The organism is Sphingomonas telluris (genome assembly GCF_022568775.1).
Taxonomy (GTDB): Bacteria; Pseudomonadota; Alphaproteobacteria; order Sphingomonadales; family Sphingomonadaceae; genus Sphingomicrobium; species Sphingomicrobium telluris.
The window spans coordinates 379,388-400,489 of record NZ_JAKZHW010000002.1 but is presented as its reverse complement, the minus strand read 5'-3'; the positions used below and the strand labels follow the sequence as shown (position 1 = coordinate 400,489).

At 64.3% G+C, this 21,102-nt stretch carries 21 protein-coding genes; 12 read left to right on the top strand and 9 right to left on the bottom strand.

Features of this window, described 5'->3' with window-relative positions; genetic code table 11:
- Nucleotides 1-4: 4 nt before the first annotated feature.
- From LZ016_RS13050 to thrS, 4 genes are all read right to left on the bottom strand, one after another.
- Nucleotides 5-3,160 carry a TonB-dependent receptor gene (locus LZ016_RS13050; RefSeq protein WP_241447898.1) on the bottom strand — a complete coding sequence of 1,052 codons (3,156 nt, stop codon included), beginning with the start codon at nt 3,158-3,160 and terminating at the stop codon, nt 5-7.
- 189 nt (nt 3,161-3,349) lie between these two features.
- The gene (locus LZ016_RS13045) at nt 3,350-3,523 is read right to left on the bottom strand and encodes a hypothetical protein (RefSeq protein ID WP_241447897.1); all 174 of its coding nucleotides are present in this window, start codon (nt 3,521-3,523) and stop codon (nt 3,350-3,352) included.
- A gap of 44 nt (nt 3,524-3,567) precedes the next feature.
- Complete coding sequence (infC, locus tag LZ016_RS13040) at nt 3,568-4,113, bottom strand: translation initiation factor IF-3 (protein ID WP_241448376.1); 546 nt, start codon at nt 4,111-4,113, stop codon at nt 3,568-3,570.
- Between the two features lie 127 nt (nt 4,114-4,240).
- Nucleotides 4,241-6,271 carry a threonine--tRNA ligase gene (gene thrS / locus LZ016_RS13035; RefSeq protein WP_241447896.1) on the bottom strand — a complete coding sequence of 677 codons (2,031 nt, stop codon included), beginning with the start codon at nt 6,269-6,271 and terminating at the stop codon, nt 4,241-4,243.
- Nucleotides 6,272-6,391: 120 nt separating this feature from the next.
- Here thrS and LZ016_RS13030 point away from each other — a divergent pair, with 120 nt between their 5' ends.
- The 3 genes from LZ016_RS13030 to LZ016_RS13020 all read left to right on the top strand — a co-directional run bounded on the left by LZ016_RS13030 (nt 6,392) and on the right by LZ016_RS13020 (nt 8,195).
- Nucleotides 6,392-7,480 carry a hypothetical protein gene (locus LZ016_RS13030; RefSeq protein ID WP_241447895.1) on the top strand — a complete coding sequence of 363 codons (1,089 nt, stop codon included), beginning with the start codon at nt 6,392-6,394 and terminating at the stop codon, nt 7,478-7,480.
- A gap of 104 nt (nt 7,481-7,584) precedes the next feature.
- A complete protein-coding gene (locus tag LZ016_RS13025) occupies nt 7,585-7,983 on the top strand; it encodes a hypothetical protein (protein WP_241447894.1) in 399 nt (132 codons plus the stop codon).
- Complete coding sequence (locus LZ016_RS13020; protein WP_241447893.1) at nt 7,980-8,195, top strand: helix-turn-helix transcriptional regulator; 216 nt, start codon at nt 7,980-7,982, stop codon at nt 8,193-8,195. Before LZ016_RS13025 ends, LZ016_RS13020 begins: the two co-directional genes overlap by 4 nt.
- On the opposite strand, the gene LZ016_RS13015 is transcribed toward LZ016_RS13020, so the two are convergent.
- Nucleotides 8,192-9,163, bottom strand: coding sequence for an aldo/keto reductase family protein (locus tag LZ016_RS13015; RefSeq protein ID WP_241447892.1), 972 nt, complete (start codon nt 9,161-9,163; stop codon nt 8,192-8,194). The two genes, LZ016_RS13020 and LZ016_RS13015, sit on opposite strands and share 4 nt — an antisense overlap.
- A 193-nt stretch (nt 9,164-9,356) precedes the next feature.
- On the opposite strand from LZ016_RS13015, the gene LZ016_RS13010 reads away from it, so the two are divergent.
- Nucleotides 9,357-10,070 carry a Crp/Fnr family transcriptional regulator gene (locus LZ016_RS13010; protein ID WP_241447891.1) on the top strand — a complete coding sequence of 238 codons (714 nt, stop codon included), beginning with the start codon at nt 9,357-9,359 and terminating at the stop codon, nt 10,068-10,070.
- 10 nt (nt 10,071-10,080) lie between these two features.
- Here LZ016_RS13010 and LZ016_RS13005 read toward each other — a convergent pair whose 3' ends face one another.
- The gene (locus tag LZ016_RS13005) at nt 10,081-10,566 is read right to left on the bottom strand and encodes a hypothetical protein (RefSeq protein ID WP_241447890.1); all 486 of its coding nucleotides are present in this window, start codon (nt 10,564-10,566) and stop codon (nt 10,081-10,083) included.
- 201 nt (nt 10,567-10,767) lie between these two features.
- Between LZ016_RS13005 and LZ016_RS13000 the strand changes: the two genes are divergently transcribed.
- From LZ016_RS13000 to LZ016_RS12990, 3 genes are read left to right on the top strand one after another with little or no spacing between them, the layout of a single operon-like run.
- The gene (locus tag LZ016_RS13000; protein WP_241447889.1) at nt 10,768-11,427 is read left to right on the top strand and encodes a class I SAM-dependent methyltransferase; all 660 of its coding nucleotides are present in this window, start codon (nt 10,768-10,770) and stop codon (nt 11,425-11,427) included.
- Nucleotides 11,428-11,482: 55 nt separating this feature from the next.
- Nucleotides 11,483-12,241: an alpha/beta fold hydrolase gene (locus LZ016_RS12995; protein ID WP_436286367.1), complete on the top strand. Its 759-nt coding sequence runs from the start codon at nt 11,483-11,485 to the stop codon at nt 12,239-12,241.
- On the top strand, nt 12,238-12,936 hold the full coding sequence (locus LZ016_RS12990; RefSeq protein ID WP_241447887.1) for a tetratricopeptide repeat protein: 699 nt from the start codon (nt 12,238-12,240) through the stop codon (nt 12,934-12,936). Before LZ016_RS12995 ends, LZ016_RS12990 begins: the two co-directional genes overlap by 4 nt.
- Here LZ016_RS12990 and LZ016_RS12985 read toward each other — a convergent pair.
- Nucleotides 12,933-13,661: an SIMPL domain-containing protein gene (locus LZ016_RS12985; RefSeq protein WP_241447886.1), complete on the bottom strand. Its 729-nt coding sequence runs from the start codon at nt 13,659-13,661 to the stop codon at nt 12,933-12,935. The genes LZ016_RS12990 and LZ016_RS12985 overlap by 4 nt on opposite strands.
- Before the next feature lie 107 nt (nt 13,662-13,768).
- Here LZ016_RS12985 and LZ016_RS12980 point away from each other — a divergent pair, with 107 nt between their 5' ends.
- Genes LZ016_RS12980 through LZ016_RS12965 form a run of 4 tightly spaced genes read left to right on the top strand, consistent with a single transcriptional unit; the run spans nt 13,769 to nt 16,410 of the window.
- Nucleotides 13,769-14,185, top strand: a complete 417-nt coding sequence (locus LZ016_RS12980; RefSeq protein ID WP_241447885.1) for a VOC family protein — start codon at nt 13,769-13,771, stop codon at nt 14,183-14,185.
- Nucleotides 14,152-15,240 carry an NAD(P)H-dependent flavin oxidoreductase gene (locus tag LZ016_RS12975; RefSeq protein ID WP_241447884.1) on the top strand — a complete coding sequence of 363 codons (1,089 nt, stop codon included), beginning with the start codon at nt 14,152-14,154 and terminating at the stop codon, nt 15,238-15,240. Before LZ016_RS12980 ends, LZ016_RS12975 begins: the two co-directional genes overlap by 34 nt.
- On the top strand, nt 15,240-15,962 hold the full coding sequence (gene gloB, locus LZ016_RS12970) for a hydroxyacylglutathione hydrolase (protein WP_241447883.1): 723 nt from the start codon (nt 15,240-15,242) through the stop codon (nt 15,960-15,962). Before LZ016_RS12975 ends, gloB begins: the two co-directional genes overlap by 1 nt.
- Before the next feature lie 49 nt (nt 15,963-16,011).
- The gene (locus LZ016_RS12965; RefSeq protein WP_241447882.1) at nt 16,012-16,410 is read left to right on the top strand and encodes a DUF6491 family protein; all 399 of its coding nucleotides are present in this window, start codon (nt 16,012-16,014) and stop codon (nt 16,408-16,410) included.
- Here LZ016_RS12965 and LZ016_RS12960 read toward each other — a convergent pair whose 3' ends face one another.
- Nucleotides 16,411-18,156 carry an AMP-dependent synthetase/ligase gene (locus LZ016_RS12960; RefSeq protein ID WP_241447881.1) on the bottom strand — a complete coding sequence of 582 codons (1,746 nt, stop codon included), beginning with the start codon at nt 18,154-18,156 and terminating at the stop codon, nt 16,411-16,413. It lies immediately after the preceding gene.
- A 98-nt stretch (nt 18,157-18,254) separates the two neighbouring features.
- Here LZ016_RS12960 and ggt point away from each other — a divergent pair, with 98 nt between their 5' ends.
- Complete coding sequence (gene ggt / locus LZ016_RS12955) at nt 18,255-19,976, top strand: gamma-glutamyltransferase (protein ID WP_241447880.1); 1,722 nt, start codon at nt 18,255-18,257, stop codon at nt 19,974-19,976.
- On the opposite strand, the gene LZ016_RS12950 is transcribed toward ggt, so the two are convergent.
- Nucleotides 19,973-21,004 (bottom strand): quinone-dependent dihydroorotate dehydrogenase, encoded by a 1,032-nt coding sequence (locus tag LZ016_RS12950; RefSeq protein ID WP_241447879.1) that lies wholly within the window; start codon nt 21,002-21,004, stop codon nt 19,973-19,975. The two genes, ggt and LZ016_RS12950, sit on opposite strands and share 4 nt — an antisense overlap.
- Between the last annotated feature and the right edge of the window lie 98 nt (nt 21,005-21,102).

The following is a 21,102-nucleotide window of genomic DNA, read 5'->3' as shown; positions in this document are numbered from 1 at the left end:
GGACTTAGCCGCGCTCTGGCGTGGGCGGAGGTGGCGGCGGCGGAGCAGGCTGCTCCACGACGGGTGCCGGTGCCGGCGCAGGCGGCGGCGGGGCGGGCGGAGCGACGTAGGGCTCCGGCGCCGCATGCCTCGGACCGAACTTGCCCTTGAGCGTCAGGCCGTATGTGCGCGGTTCACCCAGGAACGCTCCGTAGAGCTGGGTCGAGCGGGGATAGAAGCCGCTCGCAACACCGCGAGCCGTTCCCGAACCCTGAACCGGCGCGTCGAAGCCGACCTGGATGTAGTTCTTGTCGAGCAGGTTCTGCGCCCAGAGTTCGATGCCCCACATGTCGTCCGGACCATGAAGACCGATGCGGCCGTTCACGAGAGTGTACCCGCCCTGGGTCTTCTCGATGTCGAGGTCGGAACCGGTGTTGTAGTCGCTCATGTAGCGGACGTCGGCGTAGATGAGGCCGCGAATGCCGCTGCTGCCGATCCGCGGGGTCCAGGCTACCGACGAGGTCGCCGTCCATTCGGCCGCGTTCGAGATGTTCCGTCCCGGAAGCTGGAACAGGGCGTTGGTCAGCGGCCGTCCGCCCGCACCCACCAGATTGTGGCGGTAGCGGGTGTCCGAATAGACGAGGCCGAAGTTCATGCTCACGTCCTTGAGCGGACGGGTGAACACTTCGAGCTCGGCGCCGAGGCTCTTCACGCCAGCCCGGGTCTTGCCGGTGCAGGCGCCAGTGATGCCGCTGTTGTCGGTATCTGCGCCATCAAGGTCTTCGTCGCAGCTGTTGATGTTCTCGACGACGAAGTTGAGGCCGTTGAACGTGTTCAGCTGGAAGTTGTCGAAGAGCTGACGGAACAGCGCCACGTTCACGTCGATGCCGCGGCCGTTGTACTTAAGGCCGAGTTCGAACGCGTCGTTGGTCTCTTCCTTGAACTGCAGGTCGGCGCCCGATGCGACGATGCCCTGGCAACCCGTCTGCAGCGGGCTGACGCAGATTGCGCCGCTGCCCGACAGCGGCGGATTGCTGAGGACCGTCGTGCCCGGGGTTGCCGGAACGGTCGTCGGGATCGGCTGAGCACGCCACAGCGCCGAGCGGTCGAGGTTGAAGCCGCCGCCCTTATACCCGCGCGAGTAGCTGGCGTAGGTCAGGATTTCCGGCGTGATCTTGTAGCTGAGGACGACGGTCCCGGACAGCTTGTTCTCCGTACGCGAGTCGTCGAAGCTCAGGCTTCCGCCGGGAGCGCTGGGAATGACGCACGGCAGCTGCTGCAGGGACGTACCCGACAACACGGTGCACAGGGTGTTGTTGTCGAGAAGATCGACGTCGAGCTTCTTCTTCTCGTGCGTGTAACGCGCACCCACGGTCAGATCGAGGCCGTCGAAGATCGTGAAGATGTTGTGCGTGAACAGCGCCCAGTTGCTGCTGCTTTGGCGGTAGGAGTCGTCCAGCCCGGCCCCGTTCAGTGTCGAGCCAATCAAGGACGGGCCGCCGAGAGCGATCGCCAGGTTCGTGAATCCGCTGTTGCCAAACGGTGCACCGCCGAAATTCACCGACGGCAATCCCGGCGCGAGCGCCGTATTGTCGAGGCCAGCGAATGCGCCGAGCGCCGTAATCTGGCTGCCCACGTTCGAGGCAGCGGTAAACAGCTGGGCGGCGAGGGCAGCGTTGCCGGCAGCCTGCGCGGCAAGTGCGCCGGCCAGGGCCGTATTGTAGGACCCGACGAGTGCCGTCCGAAGCCCGGTCGCGACCGGCGTGTTGAAGCAGGTCGGTGACACGCCCGGAGCAAGGATGCTGGGCGGGACGCCCGGCGCGCTCGCGAAGTTCGCGCCGACAAGGCAGTTGGCGTAGCGTGAATAGTCCGCGCCATAGGTCAAATTGTCGTCGACCCCGAGCTTCTCGTTCGCGTAATAGCCCCCGACAAGCCAGTCGAGGCGGCCTCCGAACGTCTTGCCCTGCAAGCGGAGTTCCTGGGTGAACGTCTTGAAGCGGTTGAACGACCCGCCGTCGTCGTCGCGGAACAGGATGTCGAGGTTGTTGAAGTCGGCGTCCTGGCCGCGCGTGTACTTGTTGTACCGGTACGCGGTGATCGACGTCAGCTCTGCGCCGCCGAAGTCGTAATTGACCTCGCCCGACAGGCCCCAGTCGTTGACGTCGCTGGTGTAGTTGCGACCCGGAGTGATGGAGACCTTGCGGTCGAACGTGTCGTCCAGGATGATCCCGCCAAGAGCACGCTCGATGCCCGCGATGGTCGACGGACCTTCCTCGACGGTGCCGCCCGGTGAGCGGAAGGAGTCGTGCGCGGGCAGATAGGTCGCCGCGCAGCACTCCTCGCGCCGCTTCGTGACGTCGCCAACGATACGAACCGAGAGATTCTCGCTCGGTTGGTAGAGGATCTGCCCGCGGAGCAGCCAGCGGTCGCGATCATTCACGTCGCGGCCGGACACGACGTCCTCAAGGAAGCCGTCGCGCTGCATCCAGACACCGTCGAGGCGAACGGCGAGACTCTCGCTGATCGGGCCGGTAGCGGTCGCTTCAAGGCGGCGGAGATCGTAGTTGCCGATCGTCGCTTCGCCCGAGAACATCGTCTGGAACTGCGGCTTGGCGGTGATGATCGAGATCAGGCCTGCCGAAGTGTTGCGACCGAATAGGGTGCCCTGCGGTCCGCGCAGCACTTCAATGCGGTCGAGCGGGCCGAGTTCGGTCAGGCCCATGCCCGTGCGGTTGCGATAGACGCCGTCGATGAACACGCCGACCGAGCTTTCGAGGCCGGGGTTGTCGCCGACGGTGCCGACACCGCGGATACGGGCGACGCCCGCGCCCGCTTCCGACGAAGTCGAGGAAACCAGAAGCGACGGCGAAACCTGGTTGAGCTGCCGGATATCGCTGGCGCCCGTATATGCGAGGCGCTCGGCGGTCACGGCGCTGACGGCAAGCGGCACGTCGGAAAGCGCTTCGTTACGCCGGGTGGCGGTAATGACGATGTCGCTGGTGTCGACGGACTGTTCTTCGTTTGCCTGGTTGGCGACGGCAGCACCCTCGGCAGTAGCGCCATCAGTGGGCTGCGCGCCCTGCTGGTCGGTGTCGGTAGCCGGCTTGGACGCATCCTGCGCGAACGCTGGCGTCGCAAGAGCGAATAGGCCTGCCGACAGCAGCCACACGGACTTCCGCATTTGAATCTCCCCCAAATGACGCCGCTCTCCCTGCGGCGCGAATGGGGGAAGCTAATCCAGCAAATTGGTCAAGAAAAGCGACCGTTGCCCTAAGAGCGTAACAATCGCGCGACGTTGCTGCACAATTGCAACAGCCGATCCGCGCCTCTCAGCATTCCGTAGCGTCAAGCGCAAAAAGCAACGAATACCTTACGCGTAGCTTTCCAGATAGCCGCAGCGCCTGCACCGGTATGTGGAGACGTCGAGCTGGTCCTTTCCGGAGAGCTTCAGGCCCGTCCAGATGCTCTTCTGCGGCTCTCCGGCGACCCACTTGGGGACCGCTTTCGTGCCGTAGCCAACATCGATGGTGTAGCCGGCCTCCATAGTGCCCTGGCAACGCGGGCAAGTGAGGGACCGGCTGGTCGGCATTACTTGGGCGCGAGCACCATGAGCATCTGACGGCCTTCCATGCGCGGATGCGCCTCGACCTTGGCCATTTCGGCCGTCTGTTCCTGGACTCGCCGGAGCACGTTCATGCCGAGCTCGCCATGCGCCATTTCGCGACCGCGGAAGCGCATGGTGACCTTCACCTTGTCGCCTTCCTCGAGGAACTCGAAGACCTTCTTCATCTTCGTGTCATAGTCGTGGTCGTCGATGTTCGGACGCATCTTGATCTCTTTGATCTCCTGCGTCTTTTGCCGCTTGCGCTGTTCGTTGGCCTTCTTCTGGGCCTCATACTTGAAGCGGCCGATATCAAGGAACTTGGCGACGGGCGGATCGGAATTCGGAGAGATTTCGACGAGGTCGAGACCGACCTGCTGCGCCTGCTCGAAAGCTTCGCGCGTAAACATCACGCCCAGATTCTCGCCGTTTTCGTCGATCACCCGGACCTTCTGGGACTGGATGAACTCGTTGTAACGAGGGCCGGTAAATTGCGGCGGCGTCTGCGCTCTGCGCGGATAGGGCGGTGGTATAGTCTATTCTCCGAATATGCTTCCGTGGACGGTTGCGAAGTAAGCATTCGCCGCGCGCTTGAAAAGTGCGAGCGTGCTGCAGCGCATCATTTTTGCCGCCACCTGTTGCGAAGAGTCGTCAGCGCGCTCAGCGCTTCAGATCCGGCGGAATCGCTTCCTCGGCGATCATCGACAGTGCTTCATCGACGCTCATGACCAGCTGACGCTCTTCCGAGCCGAGGCGGCGCAGGGCGACCGTACCCTCTTCCGCCTCACGCTTGCCGACTACGAGAAGCAGCGGCACCTTCTTCAGTGAGTGCTCGCGCACCTTGTAGTTGATCTTCTCATTGCGCAGGTCGGTCTCGACGCGAATGCCGCGCTGGGCGAGCTTCGCCGCCACGTCCCTCGCATAATCGTCGGCATCGGAAACGATAGTGGTGACTACCGCCTGCACCGGCGCGAGCCACAGCGGGAACTTGCCGGCATGATGCTCGATGAGGATGCCGATGAAACGCTCGAACGTGCCGATGATGGCGCGGTGGAGCATGATCGGCCGGTGCTTGGCGCCGTCCTCGCCGATGTAGCTGGCGTCCAGGCGCTCGGGCAGGACCGTGTCGGTCTGGATCGTGCCGACTTGCCAGGTGCGACCAATCGCGTCCGACAGATGGAATTCCAGCTTCGGCGCGTAGAAGGCGCCCTCGCCGGGAAGCTCTTCCCAGCCGAACTCCTCGGTGTTGCGGCCGGCCGCGGCGACGGCGTCACGCAGCGACTGTTCCGACCAGTCCCACATCTCGTCCGAGCCGAAACGCTTGTCCGGCCGCAGGGCCAGCTTGATCGCGTAGCGGTCGAAGCCGAGGTCGCGGTAGACGCTGTCGAGCAGATCGCAGAAGGCCACCACTTCATCGACGAGCTGATCCTCGCGAACGAAGATGTGCGCATCGTCCTGGGTGAACTGGCGCACGCGCATGATGCCGTGCAGCGCGCCGTGTGGCTCGTTGCGGTGGCAGCAGCCGAACTCGGCCAGCCGTAGCGGCAGGTCGCGGTAGCTCTTGATGCCCTGGTTGAAGATCAGGATGTGAGCGGGGCAGTTCATCGGCTTCAGCGCCATCAAATCGGCGTCGCCCGACAGGATCGGCTGCTCGTCCTCGCCCTCTTCGTCGGACCCATGCGGTATCTCGTCGGGCACGATGAACATGTTCTCGCGATACTTGCCCCAGTGCCCCGACCGCTCCCACTGGCGAGCGTCCATCAGCTGCGGGGTCTTCACCTCCTCATAGCCGGCCGCATCGAGCCGTCGGCGCACGTACGCCTCCAGCTGTCGCCAGATGATGTAGCCGTTGGGATGCCAGAAGACGCTTCCGTGCGCCTCGGCCTGGAGGTGGAACAGGTCCATCTCCTGCCCGATCTTGCGGTGGTCGCGCTTGGCCGCCTCCTCCAGCCGGACGAGATGCTCGTCGAGCTGCTTCTTGTTGAGCCAGGCGGTGCCGTAGATGCGCGACAGCATCGGGTTCTTGGGGTCCCCGCGCCAGTAGGCACCCGACACGCGGGTCAGCTTGAACGCGTTCGGGTCGAGCTTGCCGGTCGAGGCCAGATGCGGTCCGCGGCACAGGTCGATCCAGTCGGCCTCACCATGGCCGGTCTTGTACATGGTGATCGGCTCGCCCTCGGGCAGCTCCATCACCCACTCGGCCTTGAAGGTCTCGCCATGGTCGATGAAGAACTGGCGGACCCGATCGCGGTCCCATACTTCGCGGACCAGCGGCTTGTCGGCGGCGATGACGCGCCGCATCTCCGCTTCGATCGCCGGCAGGTCCTCGTCGGTAAAAGGTCCGCGGCCAGGCGCCGGAGCGAAGTCGTAGTAGAATCCGTCCTCGGTCGCCGGGCCGAAGGTGATCTGCGTTCCCGGAAAGATGTTCTGCACCGCTTCGGCGAGAACGTGCGCGAAGTCGTGGCGGACGAGCTCGAGTGCGTCCTTCTCGTCGCGCGAGGTGATCAACGCGAGCTTCGCGTCCCCTTCGAAGGGGCGCATGATATCGCGCACCTCGCCGTCCACCTTGGCGGCGAGTGCGGCCTTGGCGAGGCCGGGGCCGATGGCGGCGGCCACGTCCGCGGGCGTCGAGCCCTCAGGCATCTCGCGAACGGAGCCATCGGGAAGCGCGATCTTGAACATCTTGGTCATTGCAGGGCGCATGTAGCGAGGGAGAGCATCCCTCTCAACCGCGTCGGCGCTTCCGCGATTAACCGCTTTGCAATTGCTTGATGGCAGTCCCTGCGGGCTCGGTTCCGCAAGGAGTCTTGTATGCGCTTCTTGATCCTGCTCGGCAGCTTCCTCCTGGGTTTCGCATGGCGGCACTCCGACGAACTGCATGCGATGGTTGTGGGCACACCGCAGGAGACACCTGAAGAGCGCGCCGAGATCATGCAGATCCCCGCCGTAAGCTCCGCCAACGAACTGGAGTCTCGCAAAGCCTTCATGGAGGAGGTGCATCGCGCGATCGTCGACCGGGACTTCTCCTGGCTCAGCGCGCGGGAATTCAGCCTGCGCCAAGGCGGAAACCGGACCGACGACGGCGTGTGGAAGCTGGAGCTCTTCTACAATTCCATGTGGTGGCTCGGGAACATGAACACGCCGGACTGCACCGATCCGGCCGCCGAGTTCCTTGCGGAGTGGCGTATCGCCTCGCCCAGCTCGCCGGCACCCTTCATCGTCTCCGCACAGCGTCTGCTCGACAAGGGCTGGTGCTATCGCGGATCCGGTTACGCCAAAAACGTCAATATCTCGGCGTGGAAGCCGTTCTCGGAATATGTCGACGCCGCCCACGAGATGCTTGCGAGGCACAAGGACGTCGCGAGCCAGGACCCGCAGTACTACGCAGTCATGGCCTCAATCTACGTTGCGCAGGGTCGGTCCGAGGGCGACTTCCAGAACCTGATGGACGAAGCAGTCGCAAAGGAGCCCTACTACTACCCGCTCTATCAGGAGGCCTTCCGCTACTACGAGCCGCAATGGTTCGGCAGCTACAAGGACGAGGAAGCCGTCGCGCAATTTGCCGCCGACCAGACCCAGGCGAAGGAGCGAACCAGCGCTTTCGCTCGCGTCTACTGGCACGCCATGAGTTGCGGCTGCATGCCTCCAACTGTTGTCATCAACAAGAAGGCTCTGCGGCGGGCGATGCACGACCTGGTCGAATTATATCCGACAGCCTGGAACGTCAGCCACATGGCTCGTCTGGCCTGCCAGATTGAAGACGGCGAACTCGCAAACAGCTACTTCGAGGCGTTGCCCGCGGGAGACGAGGGCAAGGCCGGATGGAGCGACTGGGGCGGAATCGACGTCCCCCAATGGCAAGCCTGCCGAACTTCAGCTGGTCTTCCCGCAAACGCCTGACCCATCGCAACCGGCCTATCAAGCTTCCTTGACAGTTGACGCCCGAACCTGTAAAATCAGCTTGTCAGATTGTAAAGGACACTTACATGATAGGCCTGAGCACAATGTGCGCAAGAACTCCTGCACAGGCGCGGCACAACCAGCGCGTCGTGATCACGGCGATCATCTATGCGGTAACGTTGATCCCCGTGGTCTACGCTATCCGTCACGGCCTGGTCGCCCAACCGTGGACGACGATCATTGCGCTGCTGCCGGCGATCCCCGTCGTCGGTTTCTTCGCGAGCTACGCGAGATACCTGTCCGAAGAGGACGACGAGTACATCCGCATGCTGGTCGTGAAGCAGATCCTCGCGGCGACGACGGTCGCCATGACCTGCGCGGTCGTGTGGGGCTTCCTCACGGACCTTGGCGGCGCGCCGCCGATCGCCACCTATTGGGTTGCGGTCGTCTGGGTCGCTGCGCAGGGCGCCCATGCCTTCGTGAGCTGGCTGCGCGCGCGATGAACAATCGCCTGAAAGTGCTTCGCGCCGAACGGAACTGGAGTCAGGGCGACCTTGCCGACCGCCTCGGCGTATCGCGACAGAGCGTCAACGCGATCGAGACGGGCAAGTACGACCCGTCCCTTCCGCTAGCTTTCCGCATCGCCGAACTGTTCGACCTGGCGATCGAGGAAGTCTTCGAGTCCCCCAGCCGGAGGACCTCAAAGGCGATCTAGGCGTGCTCGCCCGCTCCGGCCATTGCTTCGTCGATGATGGCCTCGGCCCTCAGGAACAGCTGCGTATCGACGATGAGGCCCGATGCATGGGCGTTCTCCTGGACCTGCTCCGGACGAGAGGCGCCGATGATCGCCGAGGCGATGTTCGGCTCGCGCAGCACCCAGGCCAGTGCGAACTGCGGCATCGTCAGTCCTGCCTCCTCGGCGATGGGCTTCAGCTGCTGGACCGCGCGGAGCAGGCCCGGATCCATCAGCCGCTCGATGAAGCCGCCCATCTCCCTGCTCGTGGCCCGGGAGCCTGCGGGCGGTGCCTTGTCCGGGTCATATTTGCCGGAGAGAACGCCCTGGCCGAGCGGCGACCAGACGATCTGTGAAATCCCGTTGTCGGCGCAAAGCGGAATCACCTCTTCCTCCGGTTCCCGCCAGACCAGCGAATATTGCGGCTGGCTCGATACGAACTTCGCAAAGCCGCGCGAGGCGGACAGGTCGAGGGCTTCGCGGATCTTGTCGGCCGGCCACTCCGAGAAGCCGATATAGCGGACCTTGCCGCTATCCACCGCCCGAGTGAGCGTCTCCATCGTTTCCTCGAGCGGGGTGCCGGTGTCGTAGCGGTGGCACTGGTAGAGATCGACGTAATCGGTGCGCAGGCGCTGCAACGATGCGTCGAGCTGCTTCTCGACCTGCGCGCGCGACAAGCCGAAGTCCGTGTCGCTCATCGGGAAATAGAGCTTGGTGGCGAGAACGTAGCTATCGCGGGGCCGCGCCTTCAGCGCCTCACCGAGGAAAGTCTCCGCCGCGCCGCGCCCGTAGACATTCGCCGTATCGATAAAGTTGATCCCGACGTCGAACGCCGCGTGGAGGCAGGCACGCGCCTTTTCAGCTTCGACCCCGACGCCGTAGGTCAGCCAGGACCCCAAGGAGATTTCCGAGACTTCCAGATCGCTTTCGCCGAGCTTGCGGTATTTCATGGGTCCTCCTCGCCGGGGGGTGAACCAGCGCGGTCGAGCCCGGTTCCGGCGCGTCCCTACGCCTTTGCGGCGGACCGGTGAAGCCGAATGCAGGTTCCCGCCAGTCCTGACTTGCAACCCAAGCTTCGCATGCGGCATGACTGCCAATGGTACCGACTTGGGGAAGTTATCCGCGTTTATGTTCGATCCGCCATTGCACCGTTTGCACGAATTCCTTGAACCTTCGACCGCCGATCTGGACGCCTTCGAAAAAGCCAAGACCGACCGCCTCGAACTGGAGAAGAAGGCCGTAATCCGCCGTCAGGGTGAGAAGATGGACGCCATCTATTTCCTCGCCAGCGGCTGGGTCGCGAGCTGCGTCGACACCGAAAGCGGCCGCCGCCAGATCGTGAAGATCCATCTGCCGGGGGACCTGCTGGGTGTCCCGAGCATCTGCCTGGAACGGTCGGCGGCCTCCCTCGTCGCCTTGACCAAGGCGACCGTGGACGTGATCCCGCTGACCGCGTTTGCGCGCCTCTTCCGGGAATCGACCCAATTCGCCTTCTCGATGTTGCTCAGCTCGCAGCAGGAACGGGTTCTGCTGATGGACCGCGTCACATCGATCGGCCGAACGCTGGCGCCGCAGCGCATTGCGGCGCTTCTGCTGCACATCCACGACCGGCTGAAGCTGCTGGATTCGCGCAACGGCAAGTCGTTCGAACTGCCGCTGACCCAGGAGGAACTGGCGCAGGCGACCGGCCTGACGTCGGTACACATCAACCGCACGTTCCAGGAGCTTGACCGCTTGGAGGTGATTGAGCGTTCGGACCGGAAAATCACCCTGAAGGACGTTCGTGCGCTGCGCGAACTCGCGGCCCTGCCCTCACGCAAGTTCGTTCGCGATCCTGCCTGGCTGGAGCTGGATTGACCCTGCGGAGCTAGCTACCGCCGTCCCGATTGTTGATGATCGGGTCCCACGGAATGTAGTTGGCGGGGTCGGTGTCGTCGTCACCGTCTTTCACGAAGTTCAAAGCAAAGCCGAGTTGCTTGCCCTTGACGCGATTGAGGTTCACGGCGAGCAACGTGTCCCCATCGAAGACGGCCAGCGGTTCGACTGTGTCGTACACACATGTATCGGTCGCTGTCGGGCAATTCTGGCCGTTGATGACCCACATCGCGTGTTTCGGGTTGACAGGAAAGCGCAGCTTCTTGCTCGTCCGATCTTCTAACGTGAATTCCACGTAGTGGTGATCATCGGGGCTCATGAAACGGAAGTCGTCTTTGCTGAACGAGAGCGTATTCGTGCTCGAATCCCAGTGCTTGTAGCAGGAGCCCTGAGAGTCAGGAGTTATTGTAATCGTCCCGTTTTTCTCTTTTGCGATCAGCGGAAATCTGAACAGAAACCCTTTGCGCTTCTTGCTCATTACTGCCTCCCTGAGATGCGCATGATCTATTTAGCATTTCGGTAGTGCTAACCAAAGTGTGCGGCGGCTGATCCGGATTTGCCGTTCGCCATTGGAAGCCTTCTGCCTTCGAGCTGCCTGACCGAAGCGACCCAACCAACTGATCGGCCGTTCCGACCGGAGCAAGTTGTTCCGGCATTGGCGGCATGCTAGCCGCGGTCTATGACGACCAACATTGGGACCAGCGGAATTCAGTTCCACTCGCCAGACGTACTTGCTGTCCTCCGTCGCCTTTTGGATGTGAAGGACGAAATATCCGTCGCCGAAATCGGCACTGGAATTGGCGCGACCTCGCGTGAAATCGCGAAGATGATGAAAGGCAAGGGCGCGCTTCACTTGTTCGATTACGAAGAGACCGTCGCAAAGGTCGAGCAGATGCTTCGTTCCGAAGGGTTGGTTGACGGCATTACAGTGGTTACGCATGGGAATACGCACCTCACCTACGACAGCTACTCATGGCATCTGGCCAAGCTGGCGCTCGATGAGATGAGCCGCGGCGGGACGGGTATCTACGATCTCGCCTATCTCGATGGCGGCCACGTTTTTCACCATGACGCCCCAGCCTGCATCGCGCTGAAAGAACTCATCCGGCCCGGCGGGTATCTGGTCCTGGACGATGTCCATTGGAGCTTCGCGAAGAGCCGCTCCGCCAATCCAGAACGAAAGCCGGAAATCCGCAAGCGATATACGCAGGACCAGATCGAAACGTCGCATGTAATGCTCGTCGACCGCTTGATCATGAAGACCGATGCGCGGTTCGAGCAGATCTTCCTCACCGCCTCGAACGATCCCGGCCGAACCGTTTATCGGAAGGTGGCCTAGTTCAAGGCAGCAGAACGGCGGCCACGGGCAGATGCAAGCTTCGTCTTGCTGCACTATGGCTCCGCACGTGATTGAAGTGAATCTGTTGTTTCTCGACCCCGCTGACGGCCCGCGCCTCGCCTACCGCAAGCGTGAAGGGGAGGGGCCGACGATCCTGTTCCTGCCGGGCTATGCGTCCGACATGGAGGGCAGCAAGGCGGTCGCGCTTGATGCCTTCGCGGCAAGACGCGGGCTGGCGATGCTCCGCTTCGACTATTCGGGTACGGGCTCGTCCGAGGGACGCTTCCAAGACGGTGCGCTCGAACGGTGGATCGATGAGGCCCTCCTGATGCTCGACGGGCAGACAATTGGCCCGGTCGTCTTGGTGGGCTCGTCGATGGGCGGTTGGATCGCGCTTCATCTGGCCCTGCGGCGGCCTGAGCGGGTGAAAGCTCTGGTCGGCATCGCCGCCGCTCCGGACTTTACAGAGTGGGGCTTTCCGGACCGTCTGCGCGAGCGGCTCGCTGCTGGGGAAACCCTCCGGCGCGAGCTTCCTGATGGCGGCGCACAAATCACCACGGCGACCTTCTGGTCGTCGGGCCAGGCCATGCGCCTTCTCGGCTCGGAGATCGCCATCGACTGTCCGGTGCGGCTGATTCACGGCGACGGCGACGAGGACGTTCCGGTCGATATCGCCTTCCGCCTCAAGGACCGCCTGCGTTCAGCGGACGTGCAGGTCACCGTGGTCAAGGGCGGCGGCCATCGCCTTTCGGCGCCTCACGAGATCGAGACGATCGAGCGCACCGTCGCCGCCCTAGTGGAGCAATCCTCATGATCCTTTTCCTTGCCGCAGCGATCGCAGCAGCGGCTCCCGCCCCGCCCGCACCGGCACCCGCTCCGACTTCCGCGTGCCCGGACGTGGTGACCCCCGAAGCATTGGTCTGCCGCGCTTTGTCGGCCGCGAAGTCAGGCGACTCCGCGACGGCCGCGAACGACTTCGAGCAAGCGGCCGCGGTTCAAAGCAACGAAGGCGAGAAGGCGCGCCTCCTCGCGGCCGCAGGGAACATGTGGATTGCAGCCAACGAGCCCGGCAAGGCCGCGATCGCGCTCGACAAAGCGTTGGGCGGCAATTCGCTCCAGGCCGAGCAACGCGGCGAAGCCCTGCTCGATCGCGCCCGCGCTGCGGAAGCGCAGAACGACCTGAAGATGGCGCGCGCGAAGGTGACGGAGGCGGCGCAGACCGTCTCGGAGGACCCGTTCCTCTGGTATTTCTCGGCTGCGCTCGCGATCCGAGAGAATGACGCGGTCACGGCGAAGCAGGCGATCGGCAAGGCGCTGACTCTGGCGCCGAACGACCCGACACTCCTGTTCGAGGCCGGGCATGTCTACCATTTCGCCGGCGACGATGCCGGCGCGCGGACCTACTGGTCGCGCGCTTCCTCGGTCGATCCGAACGGGAAATCCGGGCAGGCGGCACGTGAAGCGCTCAAGATGCTTCCCGTCCCGACCACGCCTCCGCCGGGCCGCTAGCCCAGATCGTAATCGATCGTCGTCACGACGCGCACCTTCTGAAACGGCGAGGTTCCGCCGCTCGATCCGCACTCGTCGCACGCCTCGCCATCGCGAGCCCCGACCGAGAAATAGCCCTGGCTCGCTGTCTTGATGCGACCGACCTCGGCTCCGCTGTCGCGGGCGAACTCCTCAGCGCTCGTGCGCGCGTTCTTGTTCGCCTCGGCGATCATCTCCGGCTTCAGCTTGTTGAGGCCGGTGAAGACGTAATTGACGTTCGATCCGTTGATCGGAACGCCGTCGCGGATCAGCTCGGACTGGCGCGCATAGGCGTTGCGGACCTTCATCACGTCGCGGCTCCGCAGCTGGATCGAACGGCTGACCGTCACGCGCTCCTCTTTGCGGTCTCGGTCGAAGCTGGAGCTGGCGTTGATCGCCGTGTCGCTGATCTCGTCTGGCTTGAAGCCGGCCTTCTGGAAGAAGGCTCGCACGGCGCCGCTCTTCTGATCCACGGACGCCTGCACCGGCGCTAGCGTCGTTCCTTCGTCGGAGAAGGACACGGTCCAGGTTGCGAGGTCGGCCGTCACGTCGCGTTCGGAAACGCCCCGGACGGTGACGGATCGCTCCGCCATCTTCGCCCGACGCAAGCCGTCGCCCAGCACATAGCCACTTGTCGTCAAACCCACGGCAAAGATCGCTACCGCGCCCAAAAGAACGGCGCGGCTGTCCTGCAGCTTCTGGATCATGGAATGATACCCTGCGTTCGTCGTATTGCTGACGATCACCGGTCACCATCGCCGGTCAGTATCGTCGACGAACCGTGCATTTATAGCGTTGAATTGAGTGAGGCGAAATGAAATTCCTGCACACCATGATCCGCGTGTCGGATCCCGACGCCACTGTTGCATTTTTCCAACTGCTCGGCCTCGAGGAGCGCCGCCGGATGGAGAATGAAGCCGGGCGCTTCACCCTCATCTTCCTCGGAGTGCCCGGAGACGAGGGCGGCGAGGTCGAGCTCACCTACAACTGGGACGAGAAGGGCTACGGCGGCGGCCGCAACTTCGGCCACCTCGCCTACCGCGTCGACAATATCTACGAGACTTGCCAGCGGCTGATGGACGCGGGCGTGACGATCAATCGTCCCCCGCGCGACGGCCACATGGCCTTCGTCCGCAGCCCCGACAACATCTCCGTCGAGCTGCTGCAGGAGGGCGGCAGGCTGGCGCCGGCCGAGCCATGGACCTCGATGCCGAACACGGGCGAATGGTAGGCTGGCGCGACAGGCGCTTCCTCGATCTCGTCGGGATCGAGCATCCGATCGTCCAAGCGCCGATGGCCGGAGCGGGAGGAGTGGAACTCGCAGCGGCCTCGATCCGAGGTGGAGCACTCGGCTCGCTCCCCTGCGCGATGCTATCGCCCGAACAGGTCGTGGTGCAGGTCGCGCAAGTTCGTGCGGCGTCGCCCGGCCCCATCAATCTGAACTTCTTCTGCCATCGCATGCCCGACGCAGTGGACGACGGTCCGTGGCGCACCCTTCTTGCGCCTTACTATGCTGAGTTCGGCGTGGAGCCGTCGAGCGGCGGCGTGCTGCGCAAGCCGTTCGACGAGGCGATGTGTGCGGCGGTTGAGGAGACTCGGCCGGAGGTCGTCAGCTTCCACTTTGGACTGCCGGACGAACGCCTGTTCGGTCGAGTAAAAGTCGCCGGAACGACCGTCGTAGGCAATGCCACGACGGTCGAGGAGGCCCGCTGGCTCGAATCGGGGGGCGCGGACGCCGTCATCGCGCAGGGATTCGAAGCCGGGGGTCATACCGGCAGGTTCCTGGGCAGTGATCCAGGCGAAGCGCTGGGACTGTTCGCACTCCTGCCGCAGGTCGTGGATGCCGTTCGCGTCCCCGTGATCGCAGCGGGCGGGATCGGGGATGGAAGGGGCATCGCCGCCGCGATGATGCTCGGGGCCAGCGCGGTTCAGCTCGGCACCGCCTTCATGCACACACCTGAAGCGGCAGTCTCCGAGGCGCATCACGCGCGGCTGAAGAACGGCCGCACCTTCTTCACGAACCTGATGACCGGCGGGTTGGCGCGCGGCCTGCACGGCAGGCTGACGGATGAGCTGAGGGCCGTGCGAGCCGAGGCTCCGCCGTTCCCGCTGGCCAGCGCGGCCCTCGCGCCGATCCGCGCCGCTGCGGAGGAGCGCGGAGAGTTCGGCTTCGGACCGATGTGGGCCGGCCAAGCCGCGCCGCTTGGCCGCGCATTGCCGGCCGAAGAGCTTGTGCGACTGCTCGCGCAGGAAGCGCTAGAGACAGTGCAAAGGAGTGCGGCCTGATGCTGGAAGTCCTCGCCGTCCCGGTCCTAACGGACAATTACGTCTGGCTGACCCACGATCCTGAAAGCGGGGAGACGGCTGCGGTTGATCCGTCGGTCGCGGCTCCGGTCCTGGACGCGGCGGCGGCGAATGGCTTGCGGCTGACGCAAGTGCTGAACACGCACTGGCACCCTGACCACACGGGCGGGAACGAAGCCATTCGGGCAGCGACCGGCAGTCCGATCATCGCTCCGGCCGAGGCCGAGCGCGTCAGCAAGGTCGACCGCATCGTCGCCGAGGGCGATCGCGTCAGCGTCTGCGGAGCCGAAGCGGTGGTCTGGGACATCCCGGCGCACACTGCCGGCCACGTCGCCTATTATTTCGAGAAGGAGCGGATGATCTTCGTCGGCGACACCATGTTTGCCATGGGTTGCGGGCGACTGTTCGAGGGGACGGCCGAGCAGATGTACGCCAACATGCTCCGGATCGCCTCGCTGCCCGACGACGTGCGCATCTATTGCGGGCACGAATATACGCTGGCGAACGCGCGGTTCGCGCTCCACGCCGAGCCGGTAAACGAAGCCGTCCGAGAGCGCCTCCGGCATGTAGAAGCTCTTCGCAATGCGGGAGAAATCACGCTCCCCACCACGGTTGCAGAGGAACGGGCGACCAACCCCTTCGTTCGCGCTTCCGATGCTCAGGATTTCGCTCGCCTCCGCGCGGAGAAAGACAGCTTCCGTTAAGCTGCAGAAGCGCTCTACCGAGTTCATGAACTTCGAAAGGAGTATCGCGATGCGCGCAGCACCAATCTTGCTCATCGCTGCCACTATGCTCGCCGGTTGCGCGGAGCAGCCCCCGGCAACCCGCAGCGCCCAGGCCGAAGCCAAGTACCAGCAATTGCTTGCGGGACGCGCCGCCGGGTCGCCGGTAAGCTGCCTGCCGCATTATCAGTCCGACGACATGGTCACGATCGACAACAGCACGGTCGCCTTCAAGAGCGGAGCGACGGTCTACGTGAACCATCTGATCGGCGAATGTCAGGGTCTGACCAGCGGCTTCTACACGCTGGTGACGCGCAGCACGGGCTCCGGCCTTTGCCATGGCGACATCGCCGACGTTCGCGACGTCCGGACGGGCATGATCATCGGCGCCTGCGCGATGGGCGACTTCGTCCCTTACAAGCGGAGCTGATCAGCGCCCGTACAGGGCGTCGAGCCGGTCGCCGTAGATTTTGCGGATCACGTGCCGCCGGATCTTGAGCGACGGCGTCAGCTGCTCATTGTCGGTGGTGAACGGTTCGTCGGCGGTGATGAAACGCCGGACGCGCTCGATCACCGACAGGTCCGCGTTCACGCGATCGACCGCTTTTGACAGAATCTGCTGCAGGTCCGGCTTGTTCGCATATTCCGCTTCCGGGACGAGCAGCGCGACGAGGTAGGGGCGGCGGTCGCCGTAAACCATCGCCTGCGCGATCTCCGGCTGAAGCGTCAGCATGCCTTCGACGCGTTGCGGCGAGACGTTGTCGCCCTTGTCGTTGACGATCAGGTCCTTCTTGCGGTCGGTGATGATGATCCGGCCGTTCTCGTCGAGATGGCCGACGTCCCCGGTCGCGAGCCACCCGTCCTGAAGGACGCGCGCCGTCTCTTCAGGGTTGTGCCAGTAACCGTGCATGACCAGCTCGCCGCGCACCATGATCTCGCCGTCATCCGCGATACGGACCTCGCAGCCCTTCACCGGCGGTCCGACACTGTCCATGCGGATGCCCGCGGCGGGACGGTTGCAGCTGATCACCGGACCGGCCTCGGTCTGGCCGTAGCCCTGCAGGAAGGTCAGGCCGAGCGACTGGAAGAACAGCCCAACTTCCGGGTTGAGCGGAGCGCCTCCCGAAACCATCGCCTTCATCCGTCCCCCAAACCGAGCGCGCACTTTCTTGCGCAGCGTGAGGGACAGGATGCCATCCATCGGCAGGTCGAGCGGGTTGCTACGGCCCTCATACCTCTTCGAACCGATCGAAAGCGCGCGCCTGAGCAAATAGTTCGAGAGGCTCCCGCTGCTCTCGATCGTCTTGAGGATGCGAGCCCGCAGCATCTCGAACAGACGGGGGACGACGACCATGATGGTCGGCCGGACTTCCTCGATGTTGGCTGCCAGCTTCTCGAGGCTCTCGGCATAGTAGATCTGCGCACCGAGCCCGATCGGGAAGTGCTGCCCGCCGGTATGCTCGTAGGCGTGACTGGCCGGCAGGAAGGACAGGAAGATTTCATCGTCCCAGCCGAAATCGGTCGAAATGACGTCGGCCGCGCCCTCGACATTGGCGAGGATAGAGCCGTGATGCTGCCGGACCCCGCGCGGGGCGCCGCCAGTGCCGCTGGTGTAGATGATGCAGGCGAGATCGTTGCGGCCGACCGAGCGCACGCGGTTTTCGACGGCGGCGATGTCGGGCTCGCCGGCGACCATATCGATCCAGCGGTGGAATTGAGCAGCGTCCATCGCCTGACCGGTGCGGATGTCCTCGATGTCGATGACGTGATGGCATTCCGAACTGAAAAGGACGGCCGGGATCAGGTTCTTGGCCAACTTCTGGTTCGAGACGATCACCGCCCGTGCGCCCGAATTGCCGAGGATGTGCGTGTGGTCGCGAATGGTGTTCGTGATGTAGGCCGGAACGGTCACGCAGCCGGCCGCCATGATGCCCAGGTCTGCGATCAGCCATTCGGGGCGGTTCTCGCTGACCAGCATGACGCGGTCGCCCGGCTGCAGTCCGATCCGGCGGAGGCTCTCCGCGAAGGCGACGACCTGCCGCGTGGCTTCGCGCCAGCTGATGCTTTGCCATTGGCCACTGCGTTTGGCCCAGAGGAACGGTGCCTCGCCCTTCTCGCGGGCGCGCTGCAGGAACATCGTCACAAGGTTCGGAAAATGTTCGAGCTGCCGAGCCATGGTCCCTCCCTAGCGGCTGCTGTTTAGCCGAAACGGCCGATAGCGCCACTCTCCGTGGACGGTCGCGCACGCGCCCGCTACGTCCCGAGGCCATGCGCATGATCCAGAAGCTTTTCGCCGTGCTGGCCACCGCCAGTCTGTCGGCCTGTGCGGTCACCGTTCAGAGCACGCCGCAGGCCGCGGCGAATCCGCCCGTCGTTACTCCGGCCGCGGAGCTGTTCGTCATCGCCGCAAACCCGCTCGCGGCGCAGGCTGGACTCAACGTGTTGAAGCGCGGCGGAAGCGCGGTCGACGCCGCGATTGCGGTGCAGGCGATGCTGTCGCTTGTGGAACCGCAAAGCTCCGGCATCGGCGGCGGGGCGTTCCTGCACTACTTTGACGCGCGCACCGGAAAGCTGACGGTCTATGACGGGCGCGAAGTGGCTCCGGCGCAGGCGGTCTCCACCATGTTCCTGCGTGCCGACGGCACTCCGCTCAGCTTCGACGAAGCCGTGCTGTCCGGCCGCGCGACGGGCGTTCCAGGCGCGGTGAAGATGCTCGCTCTGGCGCATGACGAGCATGGGCGACTCGCGTGGAGCACGCTCTTCGCGGACGCGGAGCGGACGGCACGCGACGGCTTCCGCGTCAGCCCCCGTCTCGCGAAGCTGGTTCGCGCAAACTATGCCGAGAACAGCGCGCCGGATGTGCTTGCATACTTCAGGAAGACCGACGGCAATTTCGTCGACGTCGGCGACCTGCTGAAGAACCCGGCCTACGCCGAATTCCTCGGCCGCTTGGCGAGGCAGGGGCCCACAGCGCTCTATTCCGGATCCACAGCCGCCCGCATTGTTCAGCGGACGCGGTCCGGGCCCCTCGGCGGATCGATGACGCTCGCGGACCTGGCCAGCTACAAGCCGGTGAAGCGCGAACCTGTCTGCGGGCCATACCGCGTCTACCTCCTGTGCGCGCCGCCGCCGCCTGCGAGCGGCGTGGGCTTGGTCGAATTGATGGGACTGCTGCAGCACACCGACATTGCGTCCCGCGGCCCGAACGACCCGCAAGCCTGGTTCCTGTTCGCCGAGGCGAGCCGGATCATGTACGCGGACCGCGATCGCTATGTCGGCGATCCCGGCTTCGTCTCGGTCCCGGTTCAGGGCCTGCTCGATCCGGCCTACATCGACGAGCGCGCGAAGCTCATCGGCCCGACCGCCGGAGCGCCGCCCACTCCGGGTGTTCCGCCCGGCGCGAAGGTCGCCGCTAATGACAGCACCTACGAGCCGACGGGCACGTCGCACTTCATCGTCCGAGATGCCGATGGCGACGTCGTTTCGATGACCACGACCGTCGAGTCCATCTTCGGCTCGGGCCGCATGGTCGACGGCTTCTTCCTCAACAACCAGATGACCGACTTCGCCTTCAGCCCGGTGGATGCTCAGGGCCGTCCGGCGGCGAACGCCGTGGCTCCCGGCAAGCGGCCGCGGTCGTCAATGACTCCGGCGATTCTTCTGACGCGGGATGGCAAGTTCGCCGGTGCGATCGGATCGGCGGGCGGAAACGCCATTCTCGCCTATGTCGCCAAGTCGCTGGTCGCCGCGGTCGACTGGAACATGCCGATGCAGAACGCCATCGCGGCGCCGAACCTCGTCGCTCGCGGAAGCGCCTTCCAGGGCGAGGTGACCAAGTTCTCGCCGGAGGTCCTCGAAGGCCTGCGCCAGCGCGGCATCGACCTGAAGCCGGGGCAAGGCGAGGATTCCGGCGTGCATAGCGTGCTGATCCGTAACGGACGTGTCGACGGCGGATTCGACCCACGCCGCGAAGGTGTCGTCCTGACGCTGCCTTAAGCGGCCGAGCCCACGGCCTCCGAAATGTGGCTCATGCCCTCGCGCTCGAGCCGCTCCGCAAGGCCGTCAGCGATGCGAAGTGCGAGGCCGGGCCCTTCGTAGACCATCGCGCTGTACAGCTGGATGAGGCTGGCGCCCGCGCGAATCCGCTCCCACGCATCGTCGACCGTCTCAATGCCGCCCACCCCAATCAGCGGGATTTCTCCACCGCTCGCAGCGCGGAATGCGCGCAAAGCGTCGAGGCCCAGGGACTTCAGCGGCGCTCCGGACAGTCCGCCTTGTTCGCCGGCGTGGCGGGACCGAAGTTGCGGCCGAGAGACGGTCGTGTTGGCCACAATGAGCGCATCGATGTGATGATCGAGAGCGGCTTTCACGATCCGCTGCGGATCCCCGTCCTCGAGATCGGGCGCGACCTTGAGGAAGATCGGCTTGTCCGCTCGGACCTCTTCGACGGCCGCGAGGAGTTCCCGCAACGCGCCTTCATCCTGGAGCCCGCGAAGGCCAGGCGTATTTGGCGAACTGATGTTGATCGTGACGTAGCGTGCCACGGCCGACATGCGTCGCACGCCGACGGCATAGTCGGCGATACGGTCCGGACTATCCTTGTTCGCGCCGACGTTCACGCCGATGACGCCGTGGACATGGGTGCACTTCTCTAGCCGCTTGAACGCGTCGGCTTGACCGCCATTGTTGAAGCCCATGCGGTTGATGACCGCGCGATCCTCCACAAGACGGAATAGACGCGGCTTGGGATTGCCCGCCTGCGGCTTGGGCGTCAGCGTTCCGACTTCGACAAAGCCGAAGCCCAGCCCGAGCATCTGCTCCGGCACCTCGGCGTCCTTGTCGAAGCCTGCAGCGAGGCCGACTGGTGAGGGAAATTCGATCCCTGCCACGGTCGAGCGCAGCGACGGGAGAAACCGCGGCGCCTTCTGCTTAGGGGCGCTCCTGAGCGCCGCGATCGTCAGGCGGTGCGCTCTCTCCGCGTCGAGAGCGAAGGCCAGAGGACGAACGAGGGAGTAGAGGGACACGCCGCCGCTCTGTCATCGTGACGGCAGCGAAGCAATCCAGCCGCTGCAATCCGGTTGAGTTTTTCGACGCAACGCACTAAATCGGACACAAACAATCC

Coding starts and splice junctions, on each gene's coding strand:
- LZ016_RS12985 (WP_241447886.1), bottom strand. CDS start 13,661: ATGATCCAGAAGCTGCAGGACAGCCGCGCCGTTCTTTTGGGCGCGGTA.
- LZ016_RS12995 (WP_436286367.1), top strand. CDS start 11,483: ATGGCTCCGCACGTGATTGAAGTGAATCTGTTGTTTCTCGACCCCGCT.
- LZ016_RS13000 (WP_241447889.1), top strand. CDS start 10,768: ATGACGACCAACATTGGGACCAGCGGAATTCAGTTCCACTCGCCAGAC.
- thrS (WP_241447896.1), bottom strand. CDS start 6,271: ATGACCAAGATGTTCAAGATCGCGCTTCCCGATGGCTCCGTTCGCGAG.
- LZ016_RS13020 (WP_241447893.1), top strand. CDS start 7,980: ATGAACAATCGCCTGAAAGTGCTTCGCGCCGAACGGAACTGGAGTCAG.
- LZ016_RS12965 (WP_241447882.1), top strand. CDS start 16,012: ATGCGCGCAGCACCAATCTTGCTCATCGCTGCCACTATGCTCGCCGGT.
- gloB (WP_241447883.1), top strand. CDS start 15,240: ATGCTGGAAGTCCTCGCCGTCCCGGTCCTAACGGACAATTACGTCTGG.
- LZ016_RS12960 (WP_241447881.1), bottom strand. CDS start 18,156: ATGGCTCGGCAGCTCGAACATTTTCCGAACCTTGTGACGATGTTCCTG.
- LZ016_RS12980 (WP_241447885.1), top strand. CDS start 13,769: ATGAAATTCCTGCACACCATGATCCGCGTGTCGGATCCCGACGCCACT.
- LZ016_RS13045 (WP_241447897.1), bottom strand. CDS start 3,523: ATGGAGGCCGGCTACACCATCGATGTTGGCTACGGCACGAAAGCGGTC.
- LZ016_RS12975 (WP_241447884.1), top strand. CDS start 14,152: ATGGACCTCGATGCCGAACACGGGCGAATGGTAGGCTGGCGCGACAGG.
- LZ016_RS13025 (WP_241447894.1), top strand. CDS start 7,585: ATGTGCGCAAGAACTCCTGCACAGGCGCGGCACAACCAGCGCGTCGTG.
- LZ016_RS13005 (WP_241447890.1), bottom strand. CDS start 10,566: ATGAGCAAGAAGCGCAAAGGGTTTCTGTTCAGATTTCCGCTGATCGCA.
- LZ016_RS13030 (WP_241447895.1), top strand. CDS start 6,392: ATGCGCTTCTTGATCCTGCTCGGCAGCTTCCTCCTGGGTTTCGCATGG.
- ggt (WP_241447880.1), top strand. CDS start 18,255: ATGATCCAGAAGCTTTTCGCCGTGCTGGCCACCGCCAGTCTGTCGGCC.
- LZ016_RS13050 (WP_241447898.1), bottom strand. CDS start 3,160: ATGCGGAAGTCCGTGTGGCTGCTGTCGGCAGGCCTATTCGCTCTTGCG.
- LZ016_RS13015 (WP_241447892.1), bottom strand. CDS start 9,163: ATGAAATACCGCAAGCTCGGCGAAAGCGATCTGGAAGTCTCGGAAATC.
- LZ016_RS12990 (WP_241447887.1), top strand. CDS start 12,238: ATGATCCTTTTCCTTGCCGCAGCGATCGCAGCAGCGGCTCCCGCCCCG.